A 25,783-nucleotide genomic window follows, 5' to 3' on the forward strand; every position below is an offset into this window, starting at 1 on the left:
AATAGTATTAAGCTGGACGTTGTATATGATTAAGCTAAGTATCGATAAGTTGTGGCTGTGCCATGAAGCCGGGTTTAATGCGCGTTGCCATCATGCAATAAATGGAAGATGCTCTTTTTCATGGCAATGAAGCTGGGGTCCATCACCATATCAAGATGACGCGGCCGCTCGATAGGCACATTCAGTACCTGCTTTATTCGCCCAGGGCGGGCGCCCATGGCGAAGATCTGATCGCCCAGGAGAATGGCTTCATCGATATCATGGGTAACGAACAGCACGGTTTTCTTGCTGTGTTCCCATACCTTGAGCAGCAACTGCTGCATCTGCAGACGAGTCTGGCTGTCCAGCGCACCGAAGGGCTCGTCCATAAGCAGTATCTGAGGGTCGTTGGCCAGGGCCCGCGCGATGGCCACCCGCTGCTTCATGCCGCCGGACAGCTGCTTGGAATAGTTGTCGGCAAAGCGTGTAAGGCCTACCTCGTTGAGGTAATGCTCGACCATCTCCTTGCGCTCAGCCGCGCCGACCTTGCGCCGCTTGAGCCCGAATTCGATGTTCTGCCGTACGGTCAGCCAAGGGAACAGGGTATAGGCCTGGAACACCATGCCCCGGTCCGGGCCCGGGCCGTCCACTGGACGGCCATTGACCAGGATCTGCCCGGAGCTGGCTTCGGCAAGTCCCGCCGTCAGGTAGAGCAGGCTGGACTTGCCACAGCCCGAAGGCCCCACCAGCACGGCGAATTGCTGCTCCTTCACTTCAAGGGAGACGTTTTCCAGCGCGTAAAATTCTCCGCCGTCGGGGGTGGGGTAACGCAAGCTGACGCCTTCGACCTTCAGGCAGGTGGCGGCACCTGGCGCGGGCGCTTGCGTGGGAAACGTGAGCCGGTCGGTCGCGGCGGTTATTGAGCCCATGCTGCTACCCTCAAGCGAAGAAGTCGGAACAGTTGGTCGGTGATCAGGCCGAGCAGGCCGATCACCGCGATGGCGAGGAAGATCACATCTACCTGGAAACCGCGCATGGCCTTCAGGCTCAGGTAGCCAAGGCCGCTGGAGGCGGCCACCAGCTCAGCCACCACCAGATAGGTCCAGGCCCAGCCCATGGTCACCCGCAAGGTGTCGAGGATCCCCGGCACCGAGGCTGGAGCGATGACGTGCACCAGGGCATCCCGACGGCTGGAACCCAGGGTGTAGGAGGCGTCCACCAGGTCCTTGGATATGCCGCGGGATACGTCGGCGATCATCACCAGTTGCTGGAAGAACACGCCGAAGATGATGATCGAGACCCGTTGCTCCAGGCCGATGCCGATCCACAGGATGAACAGCGGCACGAAGGAGGTCACCGGCAGGTAACGAATGAAGTTCACCACCGGCTCCAGGAACGCCTGGGCCACGCGGAAACTGCCCATCAGCAAGCCCAGGGGGACCGCTACCACCGAGGACAGGATGAACCCGACCATCACCACTTCGACACTGGCCCATACGTGCTCGCCCAGGGCGCCGTCCCGGGACAGGCGCAAGGCGGCATCCACCACGGCGCCAGGCGTGGGCAAGAACATGGCGGGCACCACGCCGCCGTAGGACAGCCCGGCCCACAGGCCGATCATCAGCGCCCAGGCCAGGGCGCTGGCACCCCAGACTACCGGGGCGGGCAAGGCAGTCTTGGGGGTGGCGCAGCGGTTGATCCAGGAGGATCGCTTGGACATGGCAGGCTCCTTACTTGGGCGTGACGAAGCGGTTGTCGACCAGATCGTCGAAACTGACGTTGAACGTCTTGCCCTGGAGTGCGCTGGCCGCCTCGTTGGCAAGCTTGATCACGCCGGCGGCGTCGCCCTGCTGGCCGACGCTGCCAAGCAGCTTCTCGCTCATCGCCTGGTCATAGAAGCGCACACCCTTGGCGGCCGCGGCCAGTTCCTTGGGGTCTGCAAGGTAGCCGCCAACGCCCTTGGCCATGATGGCGTAGGCCTCGTCGGGATGATCCTTGGTGTACTGCACCGCCTTGTAGAGGCCATTGACCAGAGCCTTGACGTCGCCCGCCTGCTTGTCGATCACGTCGCAGCTCAGGGCAACCACGTCCACGATCACGCCTGGGGTAGTGCTGCTGTCCACCAGCACCTTGCCTTGCTGCTTGCTGCGTACCATGGACAGGTGTGGTTCCCAGGTCACCGCGGCCGGTACTCGTCCGGCGATGAAGGCGGTAGCCGCATCGTCGGCGGTCATGTTCTGGACCTTCAGGTCGCTCATTTGCATGCCGGCGTCCTTGAGCAGGTAGCTGAGCCAGAACTGCGATACCGAGCCTTCGTTCACGGCGATTGCCTTGCCTTTCAGGTCGCTGAGGCTGTTCACCTCCTTGCCTACCACAATACCGTCACCGCCATGGCTTTCATCCAGGGCCGCCACGGCCTTGAAGCAGAACTGCGGGCGGTACTTGAGGATTTCATCCAGCGTGGAAGCCGAGCCGGACAGCTTTCCGGACGCCTGGGCGGCCATGTACATGGAAGCTTCCTCGATGGTTGTCAGTTCCACCGTCAGGCCTTGCTCCTTGAAATAGCCAAGGTCCCTGGCCAGGTAGAGCGTGCCGTAGCCGACCCAGGTGGTATGCCCGATAGACAGCGTGCCAGCCTGAGCGCTGGCGATGCTGGCGGCCAGCAGGCCGGCGCAGGCCAGGGATTTGCCGCAGCGAGAAACGAATGAATGGACCATGGATCACTCCCGAGATCGACAGAAGAGGGGTTCGAATTGTCTGGGCAGGAAGCGAAAAGCGTGGCGGGCTCGGCTTCTGGTGAGCCTTTGCAGGTAGGACGAGTCGATGGTGGCTTAAAGGTATGCTGAGGAAAATTATTAAATTTGTGGCCTGGGGCGAGGAAAAAGCTAACGGGGCTGGCGAGGCGAGAGAAGTTCGCTTGCCTGGCAGCGCTCACGGGCCGACCGCCTGCGCCAAGCCAGCCCCAGCCAGCCTCAAAGCCCGAAATGCTCGGCGGTCCGCTCTACGGCGACCCGCGTCTTGTCCACCAGCTCGTCGATTTCGGCATGGGTGGCTACCAGGGCTGGGGCCAGGATCATTCTTCCCAGGGTAGAACGGATGATGATGCCTTCCTCGAAGCCCAGGGTCCGGCAATGCCAGGCGATGTCGCTTTCGTTATCGAAGCGTTTGCGGGTGGCCTTATCCTCGGTGAATTGAAGCGCGGCGACCATGCCTACCCCCTGTACTTCGCCAACGTTGGGATGCTCGGCGAGGGCCTCGCGCAAGCGACGCTGCAGATAGGGCCCCGTGTCTTGTTTAACCCGTTCGACGACGCCCTCGTCGCGCAAGGCCTTGAGATTGGCGATGGCTACCGCTGCCGCCACCGGGTGGCCGGAATAGGTGAGGCCATGGGCAAACACGCCGCCGCGTTCGACCAGAGCGTCCGCCATGCGCCTGGACAGAATCAGTCCGCCCATGGGGACGTAGCCGGACGTCAGGCCTTTGGCGATGGACAAAGTATCAGGCTCGAAGCCGAAGGTCTGGTGGGCGAACCATTCTCCGGTGCGACCGAAGCCACCGATCACTTCGTCGGCGCACAGCAGAACGTCGTACTGGCGGCAGATGCGCTGGATCTCCGGCCAGTAGGACGTCGGAGGGATGATCATGCCGCCCGCGCCCTGGAACGGTTCTGCCACGAAGGCCGCTACGTTCTCGGCGCCCAGTTCAAGAATCCTGGTTTCCAGTTGCCGTGCCGCCTGCAGGCCGAAGGCCTCGGGGGAAACATTGCCGCCGTGGGCGTACCAATAGGGCTCGTCGATATGGGCTACGTCCGGAATCAGCCCGCCCATTTCGTGCATGAACTTCATGCCCCCAAGCGCCGTGGCGGCCAAGGTGGAGCCGTGGTAGCCGTTCCAGCGGCCGATCATGATTTTCTTTTCCGGCTTGCCCATCACTTGCCAGTAGCGACGCACGGTGCGGATCAACACCTCATTGGCCTCGGAGCCGGAATTGGTGTAGATGGCGTGGCTATAGTGCCCTGGCAACAGGCTGAACAGCAGTTCCGACAGTTCGACCACCGCCGGGTGGGTGGTGTGGAAGAACATGTTGTAGTACGGCAGTTGCGCCAGCTGGGCGCTGGCGGCAGCGACCAGATCCTGGCGGCCATAGCCCAGGTTGGTGCACCACAGGCCGGACATGCCATCCAGGTAGCGTTTGCCGTCGTTGTCCCAAAGGGTCAGGCCGTGCCCTTTGACCATTACGCGTGGGCCGGCTTCATTCAGGGCTTTCTGGTCCACGAAGGCATGGATGTGGTGGGCCGCGTCCAGGGCTTGGTAGGCTTGGGTGGTGCGTCTGTTGGCGAAGTGTTCCATAGGGACTCCAGGATAGTGGGCGGTGGGCCGAGCGCTCAGAATTCTTTGCATCTAAAAATATTTTTGTAAAGAAAATATTTTTAGATGCAAAGAATTTGGCTTATCCTTCGTCTTCCCTTTGATTCGAGCTGCCCATGCCTACTGCTCCAACACCCGGCTTGCGCGCCCGCCAGAAGCAGGAGCGGCGCGAACAGATTGCCGCCGCAGCCCGCGAGGTCTTCATCGCGCGGGGCTTCGCCAATGCCACTTTGGAGCACATCGCCAGCAAAGCGGGCGTGTCTGCACCCACCGTGGTCAACTACTTCGGCTCCAAGCAACAGATTCTCCTGGCCTTGATCAGCGAGCCGGACCAGCAGGCCGTGCGTGACTTTCGGCAAAGGCTGGCGGACTACCGAGACCCCGTGGAGGCGCTATGCGACCTCGAGCAGTCCATGACCCGTTATCAATTGAGCGCGCTGCCCGCTTCGCTATGGCGGGAGCTTGCGCCCTACCTGTTCACAGGGGAGCTGGCGGACATCTTTCAGCCCTGGAACGCCGCCGTGGTAGAAGAAGCGAAAGCGTTGTTGACCCACTTCCAGGGGCTGGGCCTGGTTGCCGAAGACGCACAGGTGGAGGTGGCTGCCACCGTATTCAATCAATACGCCAACCTGGCCTTCATCCGCCTGGCCACCGAGGCGGCGCCGGACCGTGCCGCCCATGCGGCGCACATGCGCGCTGTGTTCGAATTGCTATGTCGGGGCCTGCTCGCCCCGTGAGTCTCGGTCGCCGAAATAAGGGCCGGCCATTTCCAGGCAAGCTAGCAAGGGTGGGTTGTCATTATCGCGTCGGCTGACTATCTACTGTCCAGATGGGCGTGGCTCCTGCTCAGGAAGGCGGGAGACGACCTGACCGGGAGGTACCGGGCGGCCGCGGTTGCCAGGGCAATGCCGCCGCGCTCTGGTTCGTCGCCGTCCAGGGTGTCAGCGGCATCCTGGCCTATAGCCTGCTGGCGCGGGCAGTTCGAGCAGTAAGCGAGATCGCGGCGTTGTCTACCGGATGGCTAATGTCCGTTGACTGTCTCGTCTTTTCCTTATGCCTGGCTCAACTGTTCATGCCACGCGCTATAAGGCGTGTTCCCCACCAACCGCCGATTGAAGTCCTCGGCGCCATCGGTCCACCACACGGGCCCACGTTCGCCGAGGGCCACCTTGGCCGCGTTCACTTGGGCCCGCGCAGCCTTCAGCGCAACGGGCTCATTGGCCACCCTGGCGCTTTTCACGGCGCGGCGTCCATCCATCAGCGCCTTGACCAGGCGCTGTCGTTCTTCCTCTGGCAGCGCCGGGTTGCTGCAGCGCCAGAGGCGCCCGCGCACGACGAAATAGCGACCGTCGGGCGTGGTGGGATAATGGGGCATGGGCAAGTCTCCTAGACCGGCAGTGGGCCGTGGCTTTTCACCTCCCGCAATACCACGGCCGAGCGGATGTCGTTCACGCCAGGCAGCTTGAAGATCACCTGGTGCAGAAAAGCGTCGTAGTGGGCGATGTCCGGGGTGACCACCTTGAGCACGTAATCGGCCTGCCCCGTGGTGCTGTAGCACTCGACTATGGTCGGGCAGTCGCGTACCGCGGCTTCGAATTCCTCGACCACATTCTCCACATGGCGCGACAGATTGACCTCCGCCAGCACGCAGGTGGCCAGGCCCACTTGCGCCCGGTCCACCACGGCGGTGTAGCGCTGGATCACACCGGCCTGCTCCAAGGCCTTGAGACGTTTCCAGGTAGGTGTGGTTGAGAGGCCAATGCGATTGGCCAGGTCTTGCACGGACAGGCGGCCGTCTTGCTGCAGCGCGGCGAGAATTCTCGCTGAGTGGGGGTCTGGCTGATGTTTATTATTCATAGGGGGCTCAGCGAACAGGTTCATGCTCGAATCTGCCCGAAAACGGGAAAAATAAAAAGCCTATTCTCCTGGGCCGTCCTTAGCATGGTTGCACCCGTACCCCCGTTCAAGGACAACAACAAAATGACGGTGCTACAGCGCAATGCCTCGCTCGAACCTGCTGCCGCCCCAGCCCCGGATTGGCGCCGTGTGGCCTACCTGATGAACGTGTCCCGCAGCCTGGACGCCCTGGAAGAAACCACCCTGGTGCCGCAGAAAAAGGTGCTGTACCAGTTCTCCGCCCGTGGGCATGACATGGCGCAGATCCTGCTCGGGCTGCACTTGACAGACCCTCACGACGCCGCCTGTGGCTACTACCGCTCACGGCCGTTGCTGCTGGCTCTGGGGGTGGACCTGGCCGATGCCCTGGGTTCGTCCATGGCCAGGGCCGGTGGCTATTCGGACGGCCGCGACATCGGGGTAGTGTTCAATTACCCCAACCCCGGTGGTGTCTCGGCGTTGCCCATGTGCGGCGGTGTCGGCGCTCAGTACACGCCTACCGCCGGCTGGGCCCAGGCCCTGGAATATCGCGCCCGAGTGCTGAAAGAGCCCGGCTACGAGCGGGCGATCAGCGTTGTATTGGGTGGCGACGGCTCGGTGGCCACTAACGGTTTCTGGTCGGCATTGACCCTGGCCACTACCCAGCAGTTGCCCATGCTGTTCTACATCGAGGACAACGGCTTCGGCATCTCGGTACCGTCCACCTTCCAGACCCCTGGTGGCGATATCGCCCGCAACCTGGCCAGCTTCCAGGGCCTGCATGTATTGTCGGGCGACGGCGCTCAGCCTGAGCAGAGCGCTCGGCTGATTGCCGAAGCGGTGGAGCATGTGCGTTCGCGCAAGGGGCCGTGCCTGTTGCGCCTGACCGTGCCACGCCTGGAGGGCCACAGCTTCCAGGACACCCAGGCATACAAGTCCGAGGCAACGGTGAAGCGAGAATGGTCCAGAGACCCCTGGCCGCGACTGCGGGATTTCCTGGTGCCGGCCCAACTCACCGCCAAGGCGTGGGACGATCTGCAAGCCGAGGCTGAACAAGCCGTGCGCCTGGCTTGCGAGCAGGCCGAGGCCCGGCTCCTGAGCGATCCGGCAAAGGTCACCGAGCATGTGTTCTACGAAGGAGCCTTGCAGCAGCGGGGCGGGCAATGGGCTGAGGGCTACCTGCCGCCGGCTGCCCAGGCCGAGCCCAAGCCGGAAGGTCAGCGTGTCAACATGGTGGCGGCCATTCGCCGCACCCTCGATCATGAGCTGACGGTCAACCCGCGGGTGATGCTTTTCGGTGAAGACATCGGGCCCAAGGGAGGCGTGCATGCGGTCACCTTGGGCCTGCAGGAAAAGCACGGCACCGAACGGGTATTCGACACCAGCCTGTCGGAGGAGGGCATCATTGGCCGCGCCGTGGGCCTGGCCCTGGCCGGCCTGGTCCCGGTGCCGGAGATTCAGTTCCGTAAGTATGCCGACCCCGCGGTGGAACAGCTCAATGACTGCGGGACCCTGCGCTGGCGCACCCATAACCGCTTCGCCGCGCCCATGGTGGTGCGCATCGCCGGTGGCTTCTTCAAATGCGGCGACCCTTGGCATAGCCAGACCAACGAAGTGCAGTTCGTTCACGCCCCAGGCTGGAAGGTGGCGGTGCCGTCCAACGCTGAGGATGCGGTGGGCTTGCTCCGCGCCGCCTTGCGCGGCAACGACCCGGTGGTCTTCTTCGAGCACCGCGCCATGCTCGACGCGGCCTCGGCTCGTCGTTGCTACCCGGGTGACGACTTCGTGCTGCCGTTCGGCCAGGCCCGCCGGGTGCTCGACGGCGACGGCATCACGGTGGTCACCTGGGGGGCCATGGTCGAGCGTTGCCAGGCGGCGGCGCAGGGGCGTTCGGTCGAGCTGCTGGACCTGCGCACCCTGATGCCCTGGGATCGGGATGCCGTGCTGGCCTCGGTGCGCAAGACCCACCGTTGCCTGATCGTTCATGAGGACCTGGGCACCGCTGGCTTTGGTGCCGAGATCGCCGCCGTGGTCGCCGACCAGGCTTTCCTGGATCTCGACGCCCCGGTGGCACGGATCACCATGCCCGACATTCCCAGCCCCCATCATCCCGCCTTGCTGGAACAGGTGCTGCCGTCGGTCACGGGCATCCAGGCCAAGATCGACGAACTGCTGGAGTTTTGAGCCATGAACGATCTGACACTCAACCTTCAGTCCATAGTCGCGCCACTGCAACAGGAAGGTACCCAGGCGGTGTTGCGCACCTGGCTGAAGGCCGCCGGCGCCCGGGTCGCCCAGGATGAGCCGGTGGCGGAGCTGGAGACCGACAAGGTGGTGGTAGAGGTGTGCGCGCCCTGTGCTGGCCAGCTACAGATCACCTTGCAAGAAGGCCAGGCGGCGGCGCCAGGAGCTGTGCTGGGTCATGTGAGCAGCGCGTCGGCGGCGGATGCTACCCAGGGGCCGTTGAATGTGATGGCGAGCGCAGATACGGCCCCAAGCGCCGCTTCGAATGCGCCTGCGATGAAGGACGGGGTCGACCGCGTCGCCGGACCAAGCGAGCTGGAAACCCGATTGTCCCCGGCGGTAAGACGATTATTGGCCGACCATGACCTGGACCCGGCCGAGCTTCAAGGCAAGGGCACTGGCCGGGGTGGCCGATTGACGCGGGCCGATGTGGTCGCTGCCCTGGCCAAGCTCGGCCAGCCCGGGCAAGCAGCCGACCAGCCGGCACCGACATCGCATAGGCCCGATGAGCAAGGGCCAGGCGTGGCCCAGGACAGCCCTCGCGTGGCCGCGCGCATACCCCATAGCCCGATGCGCCGGGCCATCGCCGAGCACATGCAGCGCTCGGTCAGCACGGCGCCCCATGTCACCGCCATGGTCGAGGCGGACTTCAGCGCCATCATCGCTCACCGCCAGCGGCACAAGGCCCGTTTCGCCGAGCAGGGCACTGCCCTCACATTCACCGCCTACTTCGTGGCCGCCGCTGCCCAGGCCATGGCCGCCGCGCCCGCGGTGAACAGCCGCTGGCATGCCGACGAGCTGGAGCTGTTCGAGGATATCAATATCGGCGTAGGCACCGCCCTGGGTGACCAGGGGCTCGTGGTGCCGGTCATCCATCGGGTACAGGAACTGTCCTTGCTCGGAATTGCCCGACGGCTGCAGGCCCAGACCGAAGCCGCCCGCGCCGGGCGCTTGCAACGCGCGGCCCTGCAAGGCGGCACCTTCACGATTTCCAATCACGGGGTGTCCGGTACGCTACTGGCAACGCCTATCATCATCAACCAGCCACAGTCGGCCATCCTCGGCGTAGGGGCGGTGGAGAAGCGAGTAGTGATCAGGGAAGTGGACGGGGTGGAAAGCTGGCAAGCCAGGCCGCGAGCCTACATCACCCTGACCATCGACCACAGGGTATTGGATGGCAGCCAGGCCAACGCCTGGCTCAAGCGATTCGTGGAGGTGATCGAAGGCTGGAAGGACGAGCCTTCGATCTAGTGCAAGTACCAGGCAAAGGAGCCTTGGAGCGCGAGAACCCACGGTGGGAGCTGGCGCCAGCCAGCGAAAGGCTTTGAGCTGAGCCCGTGAAAATGAATTTTCAACCTCAAGGGTTCATTTCAGTTTCCTCAGAAGTCGTAGCTGAGGGTAGCCATGACGTTGCGGCCTTCCCCGTAATAGCATTGGTAAAGGCTATTGCAGGCCGCGACGTATTTCTCATCGGTGAGGTTGTTCAGGTTGAGTTTCACCTCGACCCCCTTCAGGCCCACCTGGCCCAGGTCATAACCGAGCAGGGCGTCGTAGAGCGTGTAGGCGGGGATGCGCAGGGTGTTTTCCGCGTCCGCCCAGCTGCGGCCGAAGTAACGAGCGCCTGCGCCCAACTGCAGGCCTGCCAGGGCGCCTCCGGTGAACTGGTAGTCAGCCCAGGCTGAGGCCATGTTGCGGGCCACGGCGGTAGGGGTGTTGCCACGGTTGTTCAGCCCCGCGGTGCCGACGAAGTCCTTGCTGTACTCCACATCGAGGTAGGTGTAGCTGGCGATGAGGTTGAGGTTGTCCATGGGGCGCAGTCGCGCCTCCAGTTCGGCGCCGCGGGAGGTTATTTCGCCCACCGCCCGGTAGAAACTTTCGTTGGAGTCCTTGCTGGCCAGGTTCGACTGCTTCAGGTCGAACACCGAAAAGGTGTACAGGTCATCCGTGCCGGGTGGCTGGTATTTGATCCCCGCTTCGTACTGCTTGCCCTTGGTGGGTTTGAGCAGCGCCAGGTTCCAGCCAGTGGCGGTCTGGTTGTAGGCGCTGGTGGTATTGGGGTTGAAGGATTCCGAATAGCTGACGTAGGGCGAGATGCCGTTGTCGAAGGCGTATAGCACCCCGACCCGGCCGGTGAACTGACTGTCCTTGCTGCTATCGGACTGATCGCCGTAGTAAGCGTCCTGGGTGTGCTGGAACGCCACGTCGACCCAATCCTGGCGAGCGCCGAGTGAAAAGCGCCAGCGGTCCAGGCTGACCAGATCCTGAACATAGAGGCCGGTTTGCTTGAGCTGGCGGCTCTCATCGTACTGGTGGGTGGTCAGGACCCCAGCCGGTGGCGTGTAGCCGGTGTAGGGGTTGCTCGAGGTCAGGCTATTGGCGGCGGCGTCGTAGTCCACCTTGGCCCAGCGCCGCTGGTAGTCGAGGCCGGTGACCAGCGTATGACTCAGCCAGCCGGTATCGAATTCGAACTGCAGCTGGTTGTCCAGGCTCCAGGCATGCAGCGCCTCGTTGGCGCCGGTGTAGGCACGGTACAGGTCGCCTTGGGCAGTGGTGTAGCCGTATTGGTAGACCTGGCGCGAGTCCACCTTGGAGTCCACGTACATCAGGTTCTGCCGCGCTGACACCACGTCGTTGAAACGATGTTCGAGCTGATAGCCCAGCATCTGCTGGTCGCGCTTGAAGCGTTCCAGATCCTCATCACCTTCGAAGAAGCCGCGGGAAATGCGCTGGCCGTTATAGGAAGTCACCGTCCCGGCGGCCGGCAAGCCTCCGTGATAACCGCTGGAAGGGTCATGCTGCAGCATGGCCATCAGGGTCAGGCGGGTTTCCTCGGCCAGGTCGATGGTCAGGGACGGCATCAAGGCGTAGCGCTCTTCGTCCACGCCGTCGACCTGGTTGCCCGCCTTCTTCGCCACGCCGGCGAGGCGGTAGGCCACGTGCTCGTTCAACGGGCCGGTCAAGTCCAGAGCCGCCTGGCGTTCGTCGTCACTGCCATAGGAAAGCTCCAGGCGACGATGGCTCTGGAATTCAGGCTTCTTGGTGGTCAGCGCGACCAGGCCGCCGGGCAGGCTGCGCCCGTACAGCACCGAAGACGGCCCCTTGAGAATGTCGATGCGCTCTATGAACCAGGGGTCTACCTGCAGGCTGCTGTAGGTGCCGCTGTCGCCGAGCATTTTCTGGCCATCGATGAACAGGTTGTCTACCGAGCCGTCATTGATGCCGCGCAGGGCCACGTAGTCATAGCGTGTAGTGGCGCCGTAAGGGGTGCTCATCACGCCTGGACTGTAGCGTACCGCCTGGGCCACGGTGCGCGAGCCTTGGTCGTCCATCTGCTGTCGGGTCACCACCGAGACGGTCTGCGAGGTTTCGGCCAGAGGCATGCTGGTCTTGGTGGCGACGCTGCTGTGGGTGGCGTTATAGCCTTCCATGCTGCCCAGGGCGTTGCCCAGGGCAAACCCTTGCACGGCGGTCGTCCCCAGGGTAACAGCGCCTTCGGCCGCGATAGGCGCCAGGCGGTATCCTCCTCCGGTATCGTGTTGCGCGGCCAGGCCCGTTCCGTCGAGCAGGCGAGCCAGGCCTGCGTCCACACTGAAGCTGCCCCGCAGACCAGGGCTTTGCTTGCCTTGGGTCAGCTGTCCGTCCACGGCCAGGAGGATGCCCGCCTGGGCCGCGAAGCTGCTGAGCGCGCTGGACAAAGGCCCTGCTGCGATTGCGTACTCCAGGGGCGCGGCGCTGGTGGCGGCTGCCGATGTCGCCAGGGCAGGCTGTGCCAGCAACAGGGGCGCGGCAAGGAAGCTGGCGCGCAGGGCGGCGCGCAAGGGTTGCAGGGCAGGGCGGCGAGGGCTAATGCGAGACATCGGGAACGTCCTTGGTGGTCAGGTGGGCCTGCCATCAGGCCCTCTGCCTTCTTTGCCAAGCGAGGCGCAAAAAGGGGAACCGCGCGAGGCGTTTTTTATGCGCGCACGTGTTCGCGCGGCTGGACGCTTACCCACCAGGGCAGTGGGCGGTGGACCCGTACCGGCAAGGCCTTTTCCAATGCCTGAAAGATGCGGTCCGGTTGCACGATGGGAAAGGCGCCGACCAGAGGCAGCCGGGCCACCTCGGGGTCGCAATGCAGGTACCCGTTCAGATAGCGGCCCAGTTCGCTGAGAAAATCCCCCAAGGGCAGGCTGTCCGCCTGGATGATTCCCCGGCTCCATGCCTGGGCGCCCGGGCGCACGGGGCCCAGATCGGTAAGGACGCCCTGGCGCAACTCGCCACGTCGACCGCCGACAAGCGTGACACCTCTGGCCGCCGCACTGACGGCCCCCTCGTAGGCCATGACTTCGCTATGGCTCGGGTACTGCCGCACGCCGACGCGTCGCCCCGACATGGCCAGTGGGCCGTCGGCTGTTTCTATGCGCAAAGGGATGGAGCTTTCCAGCAGCAGCTCGCCCCGGTACAGGCGTACCTGCGTACCCTGGATGTCTACCGCGCTCTGGGTGTTGAGCCACAACTGGCCGCCACTGGCCAAGGAAATTTGACGGATTTCGCCTACGGCGGTCGAACGATCGGCGGCCCAGGCCTGCCACGGCAGGCCACGCCCGGCTGCCGCCAGCAGTGCTCCGCCGCCAAACAGCGCAGCCATGCCGAGGAACTGGCGACGCTTGGTACCTTCCCGCAGGGCCCGGTGGGCCGCGGCCGGTTGGGGCAGGCGGGCGAATTGGCTGCTGATGGCTTCGACCCGGTTCCAGGCCTGGCGATGTTCGGGCGCTGCCTCGAGCCAGGCACGCCAGGCAGCGTGCTCTTGCGGACCAGGCTGACCCTGAAGCACGGCGAACCACTGGGCGGCCTGCTCAAGTACTTGATAGGAAAGCTGCGGGCGAGGCGTAGGCATCGTTCAATCCTGCGCCAGGCTCAGGCAATGCAGCATCGCCTGGGCCATGTATTTCTTCACCATGCGCTCGGACACCTGCAAGCGCTCCGCGATTTCCCGGTAGCCCAGGCCATCCAGCTGGGCGAGCAGGAACGCCGTGCGCACCCTGTACGGAAGCGCCCGTAGCAAGGTGTCGATTTCCTGCAAGGTCGCGATCACCAGTTCCCGCGCTTCCGGCGAAGGCGTCGCGGCAGGTGGCAGCGCCGCCAGGGCCTCCAGATAAGCCCTCTCGATGGCTCGGCGACGCCACTGGTTGACCAGCAGGCCATGGGCGACCTTGGTCAGGTAGGCACGTGGTTCACGTACCGGGGCCAGGTCACGTTCCTTGCTGAGCAAGCGCAGGAAGGTATCCTGCGCCAGGTCGGCCGCGTCCTGCCGGCAACCGGTACGCTGGCGCAGCCAGCCCTGCAGCCAACCGAGATGGGCCTGATACAGCGCTTCGAAGGGTGCACGGTCGGGCAAGGCAGGATTGTTCATGAAAAGGCGGCACTGGTTGAAGGTTGCAAATGATAATGCTTATCAACCAAGCGTTACAAATTTTGTCGCATCTTCCGGCAAGCCGCAGCGAAGCCGGGTCGCCCGGCCTGACCCCGGGGCATGTGACTCGCTGGGACTTCCCGGGCATGAAGGCGCTGCTTGGGTCGCTACGCCTGGCGCCGTCGCCTTTCAGCCGTCCACATGCTTGCGCACACACTGCACCAGGCCCTGCAAGGGCCCGGATTGCACAGGGGCAAGCAGGCACACGGTATGTTCACGATCGCCCTCACTGACGGTGAGCGTGTAGTGCTGCGCGCCCCGGGGGCTGGTCTTGGGTTGGCGGCTTTCCGGCAGGGCGAAGAAACGCGATGCCTCCAGCAGTTGACGGAGCTCTTGCTGTTCAGGGGCAGGCAGGCGGTCCACTTCCAGGGTGCGCGGCTTGCTCAGGCCTGGGAAGAAGGCCACCCCACCGCTTTCAGAATAGGAAATGCGCATGGCTTTGTCTCCTCACTGCGCGCTCACAGGATTCAGAGTTTGAGGCCCACCGCGGCCCAACCCTGCTTGACCGTTTTGCGCTCGGCGCTCTTGGCACCGTACAGGCGGCCGGCCACCTCGTAAGTGATGCGGGCAAAGCGCAGGAAGCCGCTGTTGGGCCGCAGCTTGGGGTCGCGCAGACTGTCGTACCAGATCCGCCCCGGCGCTTCCCAGGCGAAGCCGCCGATGCGGGTGGCCACCTGATAGAACGCATGGTTGGGAATGCCGGAGTTGATGTGCACCCCGCCATTGTCATCGAAGGTATGGACGAAGTCATCCATGTGCCCGGGCTGGGGGTCCTTGCCCAGTAGCTTGTCATCGAAGGCGGTGCCTGGCGCTTTCATCGAGCGCAGGGCGACCCCGTTGATCTTCTTGGTGAACAGGCCTTCTCCAATCAGCCAGTCGGCTTGCTCCACCGGTTGCTGGCGAGCGTACTGCTTGATCAGCGTGCCGAAGACATCCGACATGGATTCGTTCAACGCGCCGGACTGGTTGAAATACTGCAGACGCGCCTCGTCCTCGGTCACCCCGTGGGCCAGTTCGTGGCCAATAACGTCCAGGGCAACGGTGAAGCGGTTGAACAGTTGGCCGTCGCCATCACCGAAGACCATCTGCGCTGAGTTCCAGAAAGCGTTGTTATAGCCCTGGCCGAAGTGGACAGTAGCATCCAGGGCCAGGCCGGCGTCATCGATGGAGTTGCGATCGAACACTTCGTAGAAGAAATCGTAGGTAGCGCCCAGGCCGTCGTAGGCTTCGTCAACGGCCGCGTCGCCACTGGCTTTCTGCCCTTCGCCACGGATCAAGGTTCCGGGCAGGGTTTCACCACCTTCGGCGGAGTAGATCGAGCGCCGCTTGCCAATGAACGCCGAGGCCGCGCGAGCCTGTACCGGAGCAGGCTGGGCGGCCATGCGCAGAGACCGGAAAGTGGTGTCCTTGGCGCGGGTACGCAGCGCCGCATCACGCTGCGCCTTGCTGCCGTGGCGGGCGATCTGGTCAAGCAGGTAGGGAGGGATCAGGCAGAACAACGGGTTGCGCGGGTGGTGCTGACACATGCGAAGGGTTCCGTCCAAGGGCTGGAACCCACAGTCTAGACCACTGCCAGGCATTAGCCCCGATCGCGCGCCTGGGCTATTCTCGGGCGCTCCGCTGCCGAGACCTTAGTCATGTCCGATCACGTCCGAGCCTTCAAGCAAGTCGATGTCTTTACCGCCCAGCCGCTGCTGGGCAATCCGCTGGCCGTGGTGCTCGATGCCACCGAACTCACGGACGAGCAGATGCAAGCCTTCGCCCGTTGGACCCACCTGAGCGAAACCACCTTCCTGTTGCCGCCAAGCCAGCCTGGCGCGGATTATCGGGTACGCATTTTCACCCCGGTGCGCGAACTGCCTTTTGCCGGCCATCCGACCTTGGGCAGCTGTCATGCCTGGCTGGAGGCCGGCGGCTCGGCAAAAGGTGCCGAGGTCATACAGGAGTGCGGGGTCGGTCTGGTGCGGATACGTCGCGAGCATGGTCGACTGGCGTTTGCCTGTCCGCCTTTGCTGCGCAGTGGAACGCCGGCCGCTGAGGTTCTCAAGAAAGCGTGCCTTGGGCTTGGCCTGTCCCAGGACGCGGTCCTGGGAGCGGAGTGGGTGGACAACGGTCCGGGCTGGCTGGCGCTGCGCCTGCGTGATCGGCAGGCCGTGCTGGATCTCACCCCTGACTATCCCGCTCTGGAGGGCATGGCCCTGGGCGTATTCGGGCCTTGGAATCCTGAGGTCGACGGTAACGAAGCGCAGTTCGAGGTGCGCGCGTTCGTGGCCGGTGAAGGCGTTCCGGAAGACCCGGTCACCGGAAGCCTCAATGCGGGTATTGCCCAATGGCTGTATCGCGATGGGCAGGCGCCTGAGCGCTATGTGGCCAGCCAGGGCACGGCCATCGGGCGTGCCGGCAGGGTGTACGTGCAACGCGATGGCGCGGATATCTGGCTCGGTGGCGACGTAGTGACCTGTATCGAAGGGCAGGTGCGTTTCTAGCAGGCTCGCTACGCCAGCGTCAGTGCTGGACAGCTATGCGAGGAAACATCTTCGCATCGATGGTGATGTTCCTGCCCTCGGTGGCCTTGGCTTCGGCCTGGGCGACCTTGGCCTGGCCGCTGGACCTGATGGGCTTGCTCACCCGCCAGGCCTGCCCGGCTTCAAGCGGGGGAACCTGGACCGCCTCTTTGGCGATCACCAGGCTCTGCTCCACTACGCTGAAGATCAGCAGGGAGCTTTCCATCGGATGGTCGCTGGTATTGCGGACCGTGGCGACGATATTCACCAGGTGCCCCGCTCGGACCAAGGCCACATTGCGTACTTCCAGATCTTCTGCCTGGGCCAAGGCGGCCGCAAGACATCCCAGCGAAAGCATCACTGACCTTTTCATACCTCTGTCTCCCTGTGTAGAGGCACATGCGGCGCGCCGAGGATTCGAGCGCGCCTTGTGATCCAATATAGCTTTGCGCCGACAAGCAGCGGTCCAGGGCTTCGTTTTTTTTAATGCCGTTGGTCCGATGAGCCTCGGTCCCTCAGGGCTGTTTCCGATGGATCAGGGGGGCGTCTGGCTGGCATGGAGGCTGCGGTTGTTCTGCATGGTTTTGCGACCATGAAAAAGCTCTTCAAGCTGCAGATAGATGATGGGCGTGGTGAACAGGGTCAGGGCCTGACTGACCACTAGTCCTCCGATGACGGCGATACCCAGGGGCTGGCGCAGCTCGGCCCCGGCGCCCAGGCCCAGCATCAGCGGCACAGCACCCAGTAGCGCGGCCAGGGTGGTCATCAGGATCGGGCGCAGCCGGGCCAGGCAGGCGCGACGGATCGCTTCCCGGGGCGCCAGGCCCTCGGTGCGTTGCGCGCTCAGAGCGAAGTCGATCAGCAGGATGCCGTTTTTCTTCACGATGCCGATAAGCAGCACCAGGCCGATCAATGCCATGATGGAAAAGCTTTGGCCGCAGGCCCAGAGCAGGCCTAGCGCGCCGAGGCCGGCCGAGGGCAGGGTGGAAATGATGGTCAACGGGTGCACGAGGCTCTCGTACAGCACTCCGAGAATGATGTAGACCGCTACCAGCGCCGACAGGATCAACCAGGGCTGGCTCGCCAGGGAGCTGCGAAACGCCTGAGCGGCGCCTTGGAAAGTGCCGCTGATGCTGGCCGGCATTCCGAGTTCGCGCTGGGTCTGCTCCAGCAGGTTCACGGCATCGCCCAAGGCAACGTGCGGGGCCAGGTTGACCCCCGGCTCATCCTCGGACCAGGCCTGCACATAGTCATTTTCGGCCCCGGCCACCACGCTAGCCACGTCCTTCATGCGCACCGGGGCGCCGTCACGGTAAGCCACGATCAGGTCGGCATAGCCCTCGGGTTGAAACAGCTGGTCGTTGGCCGAGAGCGTGGACACTCGGCTGTCGCCATAGAGCGCGCCCTTGGCCAGGTTGAGGCTGCTGGCCTGGATGATGCCGCGCAGGTCCGCCAGGGTCAGGCCAAGAGCGGCCAGTTTGTCGGCCTGGGCTTGAACGCGGATCGCCGGGCGTCGCTGGCCCACGACGTTGACCTGGCCCACCCCGGCGATCTGGCTGATCTGGCGGGCCAGCATGGTTTCGACCCCGTCGCTCAGGGATGTGCCGCTCAACTGAACCGAGCTGATGCCCAGAATCAGCACCGGGCTGTCCGCCGGGTTGACCTTGCGCCAGGTCGGAAGATTGGGCAGGTCCTGGGGCAGCCGGCCCGCCGCGGTATTGATCGCCGCTTGTACTTCCTGGGCTGCCGCATCGATGTTCTTGTTCAGGTTGAAGGTCAAGGTCAGTGTGCTCGAACCCAGCGCGCTGTTGGACGTCATCTGGGCTACCCCGGGGATGGCGCTGAACTGTACCTCCAATGGCGTGGCTACTGACGAAGCCATGGTTTCAGGGCTCGCGCCAGGCAGCTGGGCAGTGACCTGGATAGTCGGGAACTCGGCTTGCGGGAGTGGCGCCAGTGGTAGCTTCGGAAAAGCGATCAAGCCGAGCAGAACCAGGGCGAACATCAGCAACAGGGTAGCCACCGGGTGGTCGATGCACCACTGCGATGGGGCGCGGGCCCGCTTCACGGCGTCACCTTGGCAGCGTCCCAGGCATCGGGTTGCGTTATCACCTGGACGAAGGTACCAGGGACGAGCCGGGACTGACCATCGCTGACCAGGATATCACCGGCCGAAACGCCCGCGAGAACCACTTGGCCCTGGCGCTCGTCAATGACCTTGACCGGAACAGGCTGAGCCTTGCTGTCGGCGACCCGGTAGACGTAGGTTCCTTCAAGGCCCCGCTGCACTACCGCCGAGGGCGCCAACAGGGCACCTCGATGCAGTTGAGTCTGCAGTCGCACATTCACCAGTTGTCCCGGCCATAAACGCAGGTTCGGATTGCCGAAACGGGCCTTTGCCCGGACCGTGCCGGTAGTGCTGGATACCTGGTTGTCGATCAGGCTCAGCTTTCCCTCGGCCAGCGGCACGCTGCTGTCGCTCTCCCCTGCGGCGTAGACCGTGACCGGCGCGGCCAGGCCACTGGAAAGCAGTTCTTGCAACACTGGCAGTTGTGCCTGAGGCAGGTTGAACTGTACGGCGATGGGGGTCCATCTGGGTCACGCTGAACAAACCCTGGGCGTCGCTGACGCGCAACAGATTGCCCTCGTCCACGGCGCGGATACCGACTCGCCCGTTCAGTGGCGAAAGGAGGCGGGTATAGGACAGCTGTACCTGCGCTGCCTTCATGGCAGCCTCATTGCCCAATAAAGTGGCGCGCAGTTGATCGTAGAGCGCTTGCTGTTGGTCCAGCTGCTGGCGGGGAATCCCATGATCCGCGGCCAGTGCCTGGTAACGCTTCAAGTCGATCTCCGCTACTTTCAGTTGGGCCCGCGTTTGCCCGACCTGGGCGGCCGCCTGGTCCATCGCGGCCTGTAGGGCGCGTTCGTCGATACTGGCCAGGGCTTGCCCTTTATGCACGAATTCGCCTTCCTTTACCCAGACACGGGTAAGAATACCTCTGTCTGAGGTCGCACTGTCACGCTTTGCAAAGGCGTGACGGTCCCTGGCGCAGACAGCGTTGTTGGGAAATCCCCTTGAGCCACTCGAACAACGTGCACAGGAACCCGGGCTGCCGCTGCCGTGGCCGGCACATGGGCAGGACGGGTAAGCCAGTAACCAACGCCCGTCAACGAAGCGAGTACAGCACAAGCGAGTAGCGAGTGAGCGAGTCTGGACATGAATGAGGTGATGAAGAAAGGGGAAGAAGGCGCTTGTTATACCTTGTATTTAGCGAAACGTAGAATGGGCGCAGGCAAAGACATCAACCATGACGAGTGCAATACTTCGCAGCTCGCCCAGCTAGGGCGAGCTGCGCGAGACAGTGCTATTTAAAGGTAAAGTACATGCTGGAAATCTCCCAACGCATTCACCTGGCCGATCATGAGGTGGAGTTGAGCGCCATCCGCGCCCAGGGCGCGGGCGGACAGAATGTGAACAAGGTGGCCAGCGCGGTGCACCTGCGTTTCGACATCCGCGCCTCTTCGCTGCCGCCTGCCTACAAAGCCGGGTTGCTGGCGCTGCGGGACAGCCGTATTACCAGCGAGGGCGTGTTGATCATCAAGGCCCAGCAATATCGTACCCAGGAACAGAACCGCGCCGATGCCTTGCAAAGGCTCCGGGTGCTTATCCTGACGGCGGAGCATGTGGACAAGCCCAGGCGTCCGACCAAGCCCACCCACGGCTCGAAGGTACGTCGGCTGGAAGCCAAGAGCCGCCGGGGCGGCATCAAGGCAGGGCGGGGGAGGGTGGAACTCCCCTAGGAGCGCTGGCCGCGCAGGCGACTGCCCAGGTACAGCAACGCACCCAGCAACAGCATGGCGCCCGCTCGCAGCCAGGTCTGCGGCCCCTGCTGGGCGAGCAGGAGTAGACACGAGAGCACAGCCAGCGCGGGGAAGATCCAATGCACGTGCCAGTGCGGGCCTTGTACCTTGTCTCGCTTGAGCACCAGCACTGCCACGTTGGTGCTGAGGAATACGAACAGCAGCAATAGCACCACGGTTTCAGCCAGGGTTTCCAGAGTGCTGGTGAAGGTCAACGCGATGGCCAGCACCGTTGTCGCCAGGATCGCCAGCCCCGGGGTGCCGCGTCGCGGCAGTACGCGACCAAGGGTAGCCGGAAGCAGGCCTTCCCGGGCCATGCCATAGGTCAGCCGACTGGCCATGATCATGGTCAGCAAGGCGCCGTTGGCCACCGCGATCAATGCGATCAGAGCGAACCACCGTGGGGCGATACCGAGGCCGGAAGCCTCGATCACCTGCATCAAGGGCGCGCTCGATGACTTGAGTTGCTCAACCGGCAGCACCAAGGCAGCGCCCGCGCCGACCAGCAGATACATGGCGCCGGCAATCAGCAAGGCGCCGAACAGTGCCTTGGGATAGACCCGGCTCACATCCTGTACCTCTTCGGCCAGGTTGGCGGACGTTTCGAAGCCGACGAACGAATAGAAGGCCAGCAGAGAGGCGCCCAGCAAAGCCGCCGCTGGGGCTTGGGCGTCTACCTCCAAGAGCCGTGCGGCAACCCCTTGGCCGCTGGCGCAATACCAGGCTGCCGCGGTGACCACCATTAGCAGGCCACTGAGCTCGATCAGGGTCATCACCAGGTTGGCACTCAGAGATTCCTTGATGCCACGCGCATTCAATAGGGCCACCGCCACCAGGAAGGCGGCTGCTACCAGTTCCGGCGGCCAGTGGACGAACGCGCCAAGGTAATCGCCGGCGAAGGCCTTGGCCAGACCGGCCGCGCTGGTCACACCGGCGGCCAGCATGGAGAACCCCACCAGGAACGACAGCAGCGGCTTGCCGAAGGCACGCTCGGCGAACACCGCCGCGCCACCTGCGCGCGGGTACTTGGTGACGAGTTCGGCGTAGGAGGCCGCGGTGAGCAGGGCGAAGCATAGTGCGATGAGCAGTGGTGCCCAGATGGCTCCGCCAACGCGCCCAGCGATGGTCCCGGCCAGGGCATAGACGCCCGCCCCCAGAACATCGCCCAGGATGAACAGCATCAACAGAGGGGTAGTGATGACCCGGTGCAGCCCGGGCGCGGCAGTGGCGGTGGTCATGATGAGCGCTCGTCGAAGGCGGCGGCGGCCGCTGTGTGGAATCAGAGCGCTCGAGCAGGGGAATGGTTCGTTTCGCCGCTACGCTATACTCAGAATCGGAACGCCTGGCGACCGATCAACAGCCACTTGCCATGCTGCTTCTGCCACACTTGGAAATTCTCTATCTCGGTGGGGACTAGCTTTCCGCTGTTCACGGCCTGGGCTGAAAAGTGGTTGCGCACCAGCGCAGTATCGCCGGACAAGATAATCTTCTGATTCAGCATTTTGAGCTCGTTGAAGCCACTGCGGCCAGTCTCGATGTCGGCAATGAAAGCCGCCTTGTCCTGGATATTGCCGCTGGAATGGCCGTAGCTGAGGTTGTCGGCGGTCAATGCTTTCAACTCCCCAATGTCCTTGTGCCACATGGCTTGGGTGAGCCGGTCAACGGCCTGTTCCACCTCCTGTTCGGGGGTAGCGGCCGAAACATAGCCTGTGTAAAGAAAAGCAAGGCCTAGTAGCAGTCGAGAGGTCTTCATAGGTTTTCCTTGTTGTTATGGTTACCGCGCCTGGCGGACATCGTACAACTTAGCAGGCTGCGCCAGGTACGCAAGTCTGTTCTCATGGCCTGGTCATGGGACTTGCATGCTGGGGGCGGTCAAGTTAGAAGCCTCTGCCAAACAATCACGGCCACCGTGTCGCAAGGAGCTTGCCCATGAATATTGCCTCTTTTACCGGCCAGGTTGCATTGATCAGCGGCGCCGGCAGCGAGCACGGCATCGGCATGGCCATCGCCCGTCATCTGGGGCAGTTGGGGGCTCGCCTGCTGGTCACTGCCAGCAGCGCCCGCATCGCTGAGCGAGTTCTGGAACTCCGGGCGCTCGGCCTGGAAGTGGAGGGGCACGCGGCGGACCTTACCGATGAGCGCCAGGTAGCGGTATTGGCAGCCTGGGCTACCGAGCGTTGGGGCCGCGTGGACGTACTGGTGAACAACGCGGGCATGGCCATGCAGGGCAGCCCTGAGCCCTACGCGACGGTCGCGAATATGGATCTGGCCACCTGGCGCCTGTCGCTGGACCGCAACCTGACCAGCGCCTTTCTGCTCACGCGGGCGATGCTGCCCGCCATGCAGGCGCGCGGCTATGGGCGCATCGTGCAGGTCAGCTCAACGACCGGTACCAGTGGGAGCAACCCCGGCGAAGCCGCCTACAGCGCCGCCAAAGCGGGCATGGTGGGAATGAACATGGCGCTGGCGCTGGAAGTGGCCGGTGCCGGTATCACGGTGAACTGCGTCGCGCCCGGTTGGATCGCCACCGCTTCGAGCACGCCCGAGGAGCTGAACGCCGGCGCCCAGGCGCCGGTGGGTCGGGCAGGGCGGCCAGAAGAAGTGGCCGCCGCCGTGGCGTTTCTGGCCTCGCCCCAGGCCAGTTACATCACAGGTGAAGTGCTGGTGATCGACGGCGGCAACCGGCTAATGGAAAACAAGGCCGGTGCTTGAAAGCGATGACGCGATTGCACCGCACAGCGATAAGGCGATGTGCTATCGTTCGCTCGCCTAGGCGAAGCGGGGTGTGGCTACCCGGCAGGTCAGCTCCCTTCGCCGGATTCCGCGGTTTCACCGTGCACAGGACGCGCACCAGTTGGATGCCATACATGCTCGTCGCACCGCTTCACCCTCAGGAAAATGAACGCCAGCAAGCGCTGGATGACCTCGAAGTGCTGGACACCCCAGCCGACCCTTATATGGAATCCCTGGTTCGCCTGACGCGGGACCTGTTCAAGGTAGAGCAGGTGCTGATCAGCCTGGTGGACCGGGACCGGCAGTGGTTCAAGGCACGGGTGGGGCTACAGGCCTGCAGTACGTCGCGGGATGCCTCCTTCTGCGCTCACGCCATCCTCGATCCACAGAAGACCCTGGTGGTGCCCGACGCCCGGCAGGACGAGCGCTTCGCCGACAATCCACTGGTGCTGGGGGCACCGAACATTCGCTTCTATGCGGGGCATCCGCTGGTCGCGGCTTCGGGTCTGCCGGTGGGTACGCTCTGCCTGCTGAGTTCTTCGGCCCGGCGACTGGCCGCCGAGGAAGAGTCCCGCTTGCGTGACCTGGCGCAGCTGGTGGAGGGTTACCTGCGTCTCAAAGGCTTGAGCGAGCACACGCGCCAACTGCGCGAAGCGGTAACCCGGGAGCAGCGTAAGGCCTTGCTCGACCCGTTGACGCAGATCTGGAACCGAGCGGCCCTGGCGCATTTTTATCCCGGAGAGCAAGCCATCGCCAGTAGCGCGCAGGAAGTGATCGGCATCCTTTATATAGACCTGGACCATTTCAAGGCAGTCAACGATAGCCACGGTCATGGGGTGGGCGACCAGGTACTGGTGGAGGCGGCCCGCCGTATCGCCAGCAGCTTGCGCCCGAGCGACCTACTCTTGCGCCTGGGTGGCGAAGAATTCGCCGTGGTGGCACGGGTCACGGCCGTGGACCAGTTGCGCACCATCGCCGAGCGGGTGCGCGCGGGCATCGCCGGGAAAACCTTCGAAACCGCCGCTGGCCCCCTGCAGGTGCGAGCCAGCCTGGGCGCCGCCAGCGGCGCGCCCCAAACCGCCGCCGAGACGTTGCTGGCCCAGGCCGATGCCGCGCTCTACCAAGCCAAGCATGGCGGTCGCGACCGAGTCTGCCTTCACCCGCCGGTCGCTAGCGCAGGCTGACCCCGTAGAAGCCGGTGACCCCGAAGGGGTTGATCTTGAAGCCGTCCACCCGTGTGCTCATGGGCTGGGACACTACTGAATGGGCCATGGGGCTGACCGGGACCTGCTCATGGATGATCCGTTGCGCCTGTTCGTACAGCGGAATGCGGGCCTCGCGGTCGGTCAAGGTCTTGGCCCTCTGCAGAAGGCTGTCCAGTCCCTTGTCGCACCAGCGGGCGTAGTTGCTGCCACCGATCGCCGAGCAGCCGAACAGCACGCCCAGCCAGTTGTCCGGATCGCCGTTGTCGCCGGTCCAGCCATAGGTCATCACATCGTGCTCGCCAGCCTTGGCCCGCTTGATGTATTCGCCCCACTCGTAGCTGACGATGTTGGCCTTGATGCCGACCTTGGCCCAGTCCTGCTGAATCATCTGGGCCGAAAGGCGGGCGTTGGGGTTGGACGCCCGCTGCACGGTCATGGCCCAGAGGTTGAGGGTAGTGCCCGGCTTTACCCCCGCGGCAGCGAGCAACTGCCTGGCCTGCTGAGGGTCATAGGCGGTGCCCTTGATCCGCGGATCATAGGACCACTGCGTGGGTGGCATGACATTCCGGGCTACCTGGCCAGCGCCTTGGAACACGGTATCGACAATGGCTTGCTTGTTGATCGCCATGTCCAGGGCGCGTCTCACCTCGGGCTTGTCCAGGGGAGGGTGCTGGGTGTTATAGGCCAGGAAGCCCACGTTGAAGCCCGGCTGTTCCAGTACCTTGAGCCTGGGGTCTTTCTTCATCTCCACCAGGTCGGCCGGGCGCGCATAGCCGCTGACCTGACATTCGTCAGCCTTGAGCTTTTGTAGCCGGGTAGCGGCGTCGGGCGTGATGGCGAAAATCAGCTCGTCGAGCTTCACGTCCTCTGGTTTCCAATACCCCGTGTTGGCCTTGTAGCGAATGACCGCGTCTTTTTGATAGCGGCTGAATACGAAGGGGCCGGTGCCGATGGGCTGCTGGTTGAGCTGCTCCGGGTGGCCCGCCTTGAGCAGTTGGGCTGCGTATTCTGCCGATTGGATAGAGGCGAAGCTCATGGCCAGGTCCGCGGCGAAGGCGGCGTCGGTCTGCTTGAGGGTGAAGACCACCGTCATGTCATCGAGCTTCTTCACCGCGGCGATGTTCTGGTCCAGGCCCATGTCGGTGAAGTAGGGGAATTCGGTAGGGTACGCCTGGCGGAACGGCTGTTCTTTATGCAGCATGCGCTCGAACGTGAAGAGTACATCGTCCGCGTTGAAATCCCGGCCAGGGGTGAAATAGGCGGTAGTGTGGAACTTGACCCCAGGGCGCAGGTGGAAGGTGTAGGTCTTGCCATCGGCGCTGGCCTCCCAGGCAGTAGCCAGCCCGGGTTCGAGTTCGGTACCGCCGCGCTTGAATTGCACCAGGCGATTGAACAGGGTTTCGGCGGCTGCGTCGAATTCGGTGCCGGAGGTGTACTGCGCCGGGTCGAAGCCGGCCGGGCTGGCTTCGGAGCAGTAGATCAGCGTCGAGGCCTGGGCAACCGGAAGGCTGGCGAACACGGCGGCGGCCACTAGCGAGAAGACGTAGGGAAAGCGCATCAGAA

The 25,783-nt window shown here is 63.7% G+C and carries 23 protein-coding genes and 1 pseudogene; 7 read left to right on the forward strand and 17 right to left on the reverse strand.

Annotated elements, in window-relative coordinates:
- Positions 1 to 74: 74 nt before the first annotated feature.
- From ACP691_RS06005 to ACP691_RS06020, 4 genes are all read right to left on the reverse strand, one after another.
- Complete coding sequence (locus tag ACP691_RS06005; RefSeq protein WP_426198592.1) at positions 75 to 908, reverse strand: ABC transporter ATP-binding protein; 834 nt, start codon at positions 906 to 908, stop codon at positions 75 to 77.
- Positions 896 to 1,699, reverse strand: a complete 804-nt coding sequence (locus ACP691_RS06010; RefSeq protein ID WP_426198594.1) for an ABC transporter permease — start codon at positions 1,697 to 1,699, stop codon at positions 896 to 898. The genes ACP691_RS06005 and ACP691_RS06010 overlap by 13 nt, the downstream gene beginning before the upstream one ends.
- A gap of 10 nt (positions 1,700 to 1,709) precedes the next feature.
- Entirely contained in the window at positions 1,710 to 2,696 is a 987-nt protein-coding gene (locus tag ACP691_RS06015; protein ID WP_426198596.1) for an ABC transporter substrate-binding protein, read from the reverse strand.
- Between the two features lie 255 nt (positions 2,697 to 2,951).
- Positions 2,952 to 4,328 (reverse strand): aspartate aminotransferase family protein, encoded by a 1,377-nt coding sequence (locus ACP691_RS06020; protein WP_426198598.1) that lies wholly within the window; start codon positions 4,326 to 4,328, stop codon positions 2,952 to 2,954.
- Positions 4,329 to 4,462: 134 nt separating this feature from the next.
- Between ACP691_RS06020 and ACP691_RS06025 the strand changes: the two genes are divergently transcribed.
- Positions 4,463 to 5,083 carry a TetR/AcrR family transcriptional regulator gene (locus tag ACP691_RS06025; RefSeq protein WP_426198600.1) on the forward strand — a complete coding sequence of 207 codons (621 nt, stop codon included), beginning with the start codon at positions 4,463 to 4,465 and terminating at the stop codon, positions 5,081 to 5,083.
- 314 nt (positions 5,084 to 5,397) lie between these two features.
- Here ACP691_RS06025 and ACP691_RS06030 read toward each other — a convergent pair whose 3' ends face one another.
- Positions 5,398 to 5,721, reverse strand: a complete 324-nt coding sequence (locus tag ACP691_RS06030; protein ID WP_426198602.1) for a hypothetical protein — start codon at positions 5,719 to 5,721, stop codon at positions 5,398 to 5,400.
- An 11-nt stretch (positions 5,722 to 5,732) separates the two neighbouring features.
- Positions 5,733 to 6,203, reverse strand: coding sequence for an Lrp/AsnC family transcriptional regulator (locus ACP691_RS06035; protein WP_426198604.1), 471 nt, complete (start codon positions 6,201 to 6,203; stop codon positions 5,733 to 5,735).
- Positions 6,204 to 6,326: 123 nt separating this feature from the next.
- On the opposite strand from ACP691_RS06035, the gene ACP691_RS06040 reads away from it, so the two are divergent.
- Positions 6,327 to 8,405 carry an alpha-ketoacid dehydrogenase subunit alpha/beta gene (locus ACP691_RS06040; protein ID WP_426198606.1) on the forward strand — a complete coding sequence of 693 codons (2,079 nt, stop codon included), beginning with the start codon at positions 6,327 to 6,329 and terminating at the stop codon, positions 8,403 to 8,405.
- A 3-nt stretch (positions 8,406 to 8,408) separates the two neighbouring features.
- Entirely contained in the window at positions 8,409 to 9,716 is a 1,308-nt protein-coding gene (locus ACP691_RS06045) for a dihydrolipoamide acetyltransferase family protein (RefSeq protein WP_426198608.1), read from the forward strand.
- Between the two features lie 128 nt (positions 9,717 to 9,844).
- Here ACP691_RS06045 and ACP691_RS06050 read toward each other — a convergent pair whose 3' ends face one another.
- From ACP691_RS06050 to ACP691_RS06070, 5 genes are all read right to left on the reverse strand, one after another.
- Entirely contained in the window at positions 9,845 to 12,322 is a 2,478-nt protein-coding gene (locus tag ACP691_RS06050) for a TonB-dependent siderophore receptor (RefSeq protein WP_426198610.1), read from the reverse strand.
- Positions 12,323 to 12,417: 95 nt separating this feature from the next.
- Positions 12,418 to 13,341, reverse strand: a complete 924-nt coding sequence (locus ACP691_RS06055) for a DUF4880 domain-containing protein (protein WP_426198612.1) — start codon at positions 13,339 to 13,341, stop codon at positions 12,418 to 12,420.
- A 3-nt stretch (positions 13,342 to 13,344) separates the two neighbouring features.
- Positions 13,345 to 13,857: a sigma-70 family RNA polymerase sigma factor gene (locus ACP691_RS06060; RefSeq protein ID WP_426198614.1), complete on the reverse strand. Its 513-nt coding sequence runs from the start codon at positions 13,855 to 13,857 to the stop codon at positions 13,345 to 13,347.
- Between the two features lie 189 nt (positions 13,858 to 14,046).
- Positions 14,047 to 14,352 carry a protealysin inhibitor emfourin gene (locus ACP691_RS06065; protein ID WP_426198616.1) on the reverse strand — a complete coding sequence of 102 codons (306 nt, stop codon included), beginning with the start codon at positions 14,350 to 14,352 and terminating at the stop codon, positions 14,047 to 14,049.
- A gap of 32 nt (positions 14,353 to 14,384) precedes the next feature.
- Positions 14,385 to 15,443, reverse strand: a complete 1,059-nt coding sequence (locus ACP691_RS06070) for a M4 family metallopeptidase (RefSeq protein WP_426198617.1) — start codon at positions 15,441 to 15,443, stop codon at positions 14,385 to 14,387.
- A 111-nt stretch (positions 15,444 to 15,554) separates the two neighbouring features.
- Here ACP691_RS06070 and ACP691_RS06075 point away from each other — a divergent pair, with 111 nt between their 5' ends.
- The gene (locus tag ACP691_RS06075) at positions 15,555 to 16,403 is read left to right on the forward strand and encodes a PhzF family phenazine biosynthesis protein (RefSeq protein ID WP_426198619.1); all 849 of its coding nucleotides are present in this window, start codon (positions 15,555 to 15,557) and stop codon (positions 16,401 to 16,403) included.
- A 19-nt stretch (positions 16,404 to 16,422) separates the two neighbouring features.
- Here the strand turns inward: ACP691_RS06075 and ACP691_RS06080 are convergent, their stop codons facing one another.
- From ACP691_RS06080 to ACP691_RS06090, 3 genes and pseudogenes are all read right to left on the reverse strand, one after another.
- Positions 16,423 to 16,794, reverse strand: a complete 372-nt coding sequence (locus tag ACP691_RS06080) for an FxLYD domain-containing protein (protein WP_426198621.1) — start codon at positions 16,792 to 16,794, stop codon at positions 16,423 to 16,425.
- A 162-nt stretch (positions 16,795 to 16,956) separates the two neighbouring features.
- Positions 16,957 to 18,426 (reverse strand): efflux RND transporter permease subunit, encoded by a 1,470-nt coding sequence (locus ACP691_RS06085; RefSeq protein WP_426199615.1) that lies wholly within the window; start codon positions 18,424 to 18,426, stop codon positions 16,957 to 16,959.
- Between the two features lie 59 nt (positions 18,427 to 18,485).
- A pseudogene (locus ACP691_RS06090) lies at positions 18,486 to 19,640 on the reverse strand (efflux RND transporter periplasmic adaptor subunit).
- Positions 19,641 to 19,805: 165 nt separating this feature from the next.
- On the opposite strand from ACP691_RS06090, the gene arfB reads away from it, so the two are divergent.
- Positions 19,806 to 20,222, forward strand: a complete 417-nt coding sequence (gene arfB / locus ACP691_RS06095; RefSeq protein ID WP_426198623.1) for an alternative ribosome rescue aminoacyl-tRNA hydrolase ArfB — start codon at positions 19,806 to 19,808, stop codon at positions 20,220 to 20,222.
- On the opposite strand, the gene ACP691_RS06100 is transcribed toward arfB, so the two are convergent.
- A complete protein-coding gene (locus ACP691_RS06100; RefSeq protein ID WP_426198625.1) occupies positions 20,219 to 21,520 on the reverse strand; it encodes an APC family permease in 1,302 nt (433 codons plus the stop codon). The genes arfB and ACP691_RS06100 overlap by 4 nt on opposite strands.
- 89 nt (positions 21,521 to 21,609) lie before the next feature.
- Positions 21,610 to 22,035, reverse strand: a complete 426-nt coding sequence (locus ACP691_RS06105; RefSeq protein WP_426198627.1) for a nuclear transport factor 2 family protein — start codon at positions 22,033 to 22,035, stop codon at positions 21,610 to 21,612.
- Between the two features lie 176 nt (positions 22,036 to 22,211).
- Here ACP691_RS06105 and ACP691_RS06110 point away from each other — a divergent pair, with 176 nt between their 5' ends.
- Together ACP691_RS06110 and ACP691_RS06115 are read left to right on the forward strand one after the other, a co-directional pair.
- The gene (locus ACP691_RS06110; RefSeq protein ID WP_426198629.1) at positions 22,212 to 22,994 is read left to right on the forward strand and encodes an SDR family NAD(P)-dependent oxidoreductase; all 783 of its coding nucleotides are present in this window, start codon (positions 22,212 to 22,214) and stop codon (positions 22,992 to 22,994) included.
- A gap of 155 nt (positions 22,995 to 23,149) precedes the next feature.
- Positions 23,150 to 24,199: a sensor domain-containing diguanylate cyclase gene (locus ACP691_RS06115; RefSeq protein ID WP_426198631.1), complete on the forward strand. Its 1,050-nt coding sequence runs from the start codon at positions 23,150 to 23,152 to the stop codon at positions 24,197 to 24,199.
- Here ACP691_RS06115 and ACP691_RS06120 read toward each other — a convergent pair.
- Positions 24,186 to 25,778 (reverse strand): ABC transporter substrate-binding protein, encoded by a 1,593-nt coding sequence (locus ACP691_RS06120; protein ID WP_426198633.1) that lies wholly within the window; start codon positions 25,776 to 25,778, stop codon positions 24,186 to 24,188. The two genes, ACP691_RS06115 and ACP691_RS06120, sit on opposite strands and share 14 nt — an antisense overlap.
- Between the last annotated feature and the right edge of the window lie 5 nt (positions 25,779 to 25,783).

The sequence above is a fragment of the Pseudomonas sp. DC3200b2 genome (genome assembly GCF_049895785.1).
GTDB lineage: Bacteria > Pseudomonadota > Gammaproteobacteria > Pseudomonadales > Pseudomonadaceae > Aquipseudomonas > Aquipseudomonas massiliensis.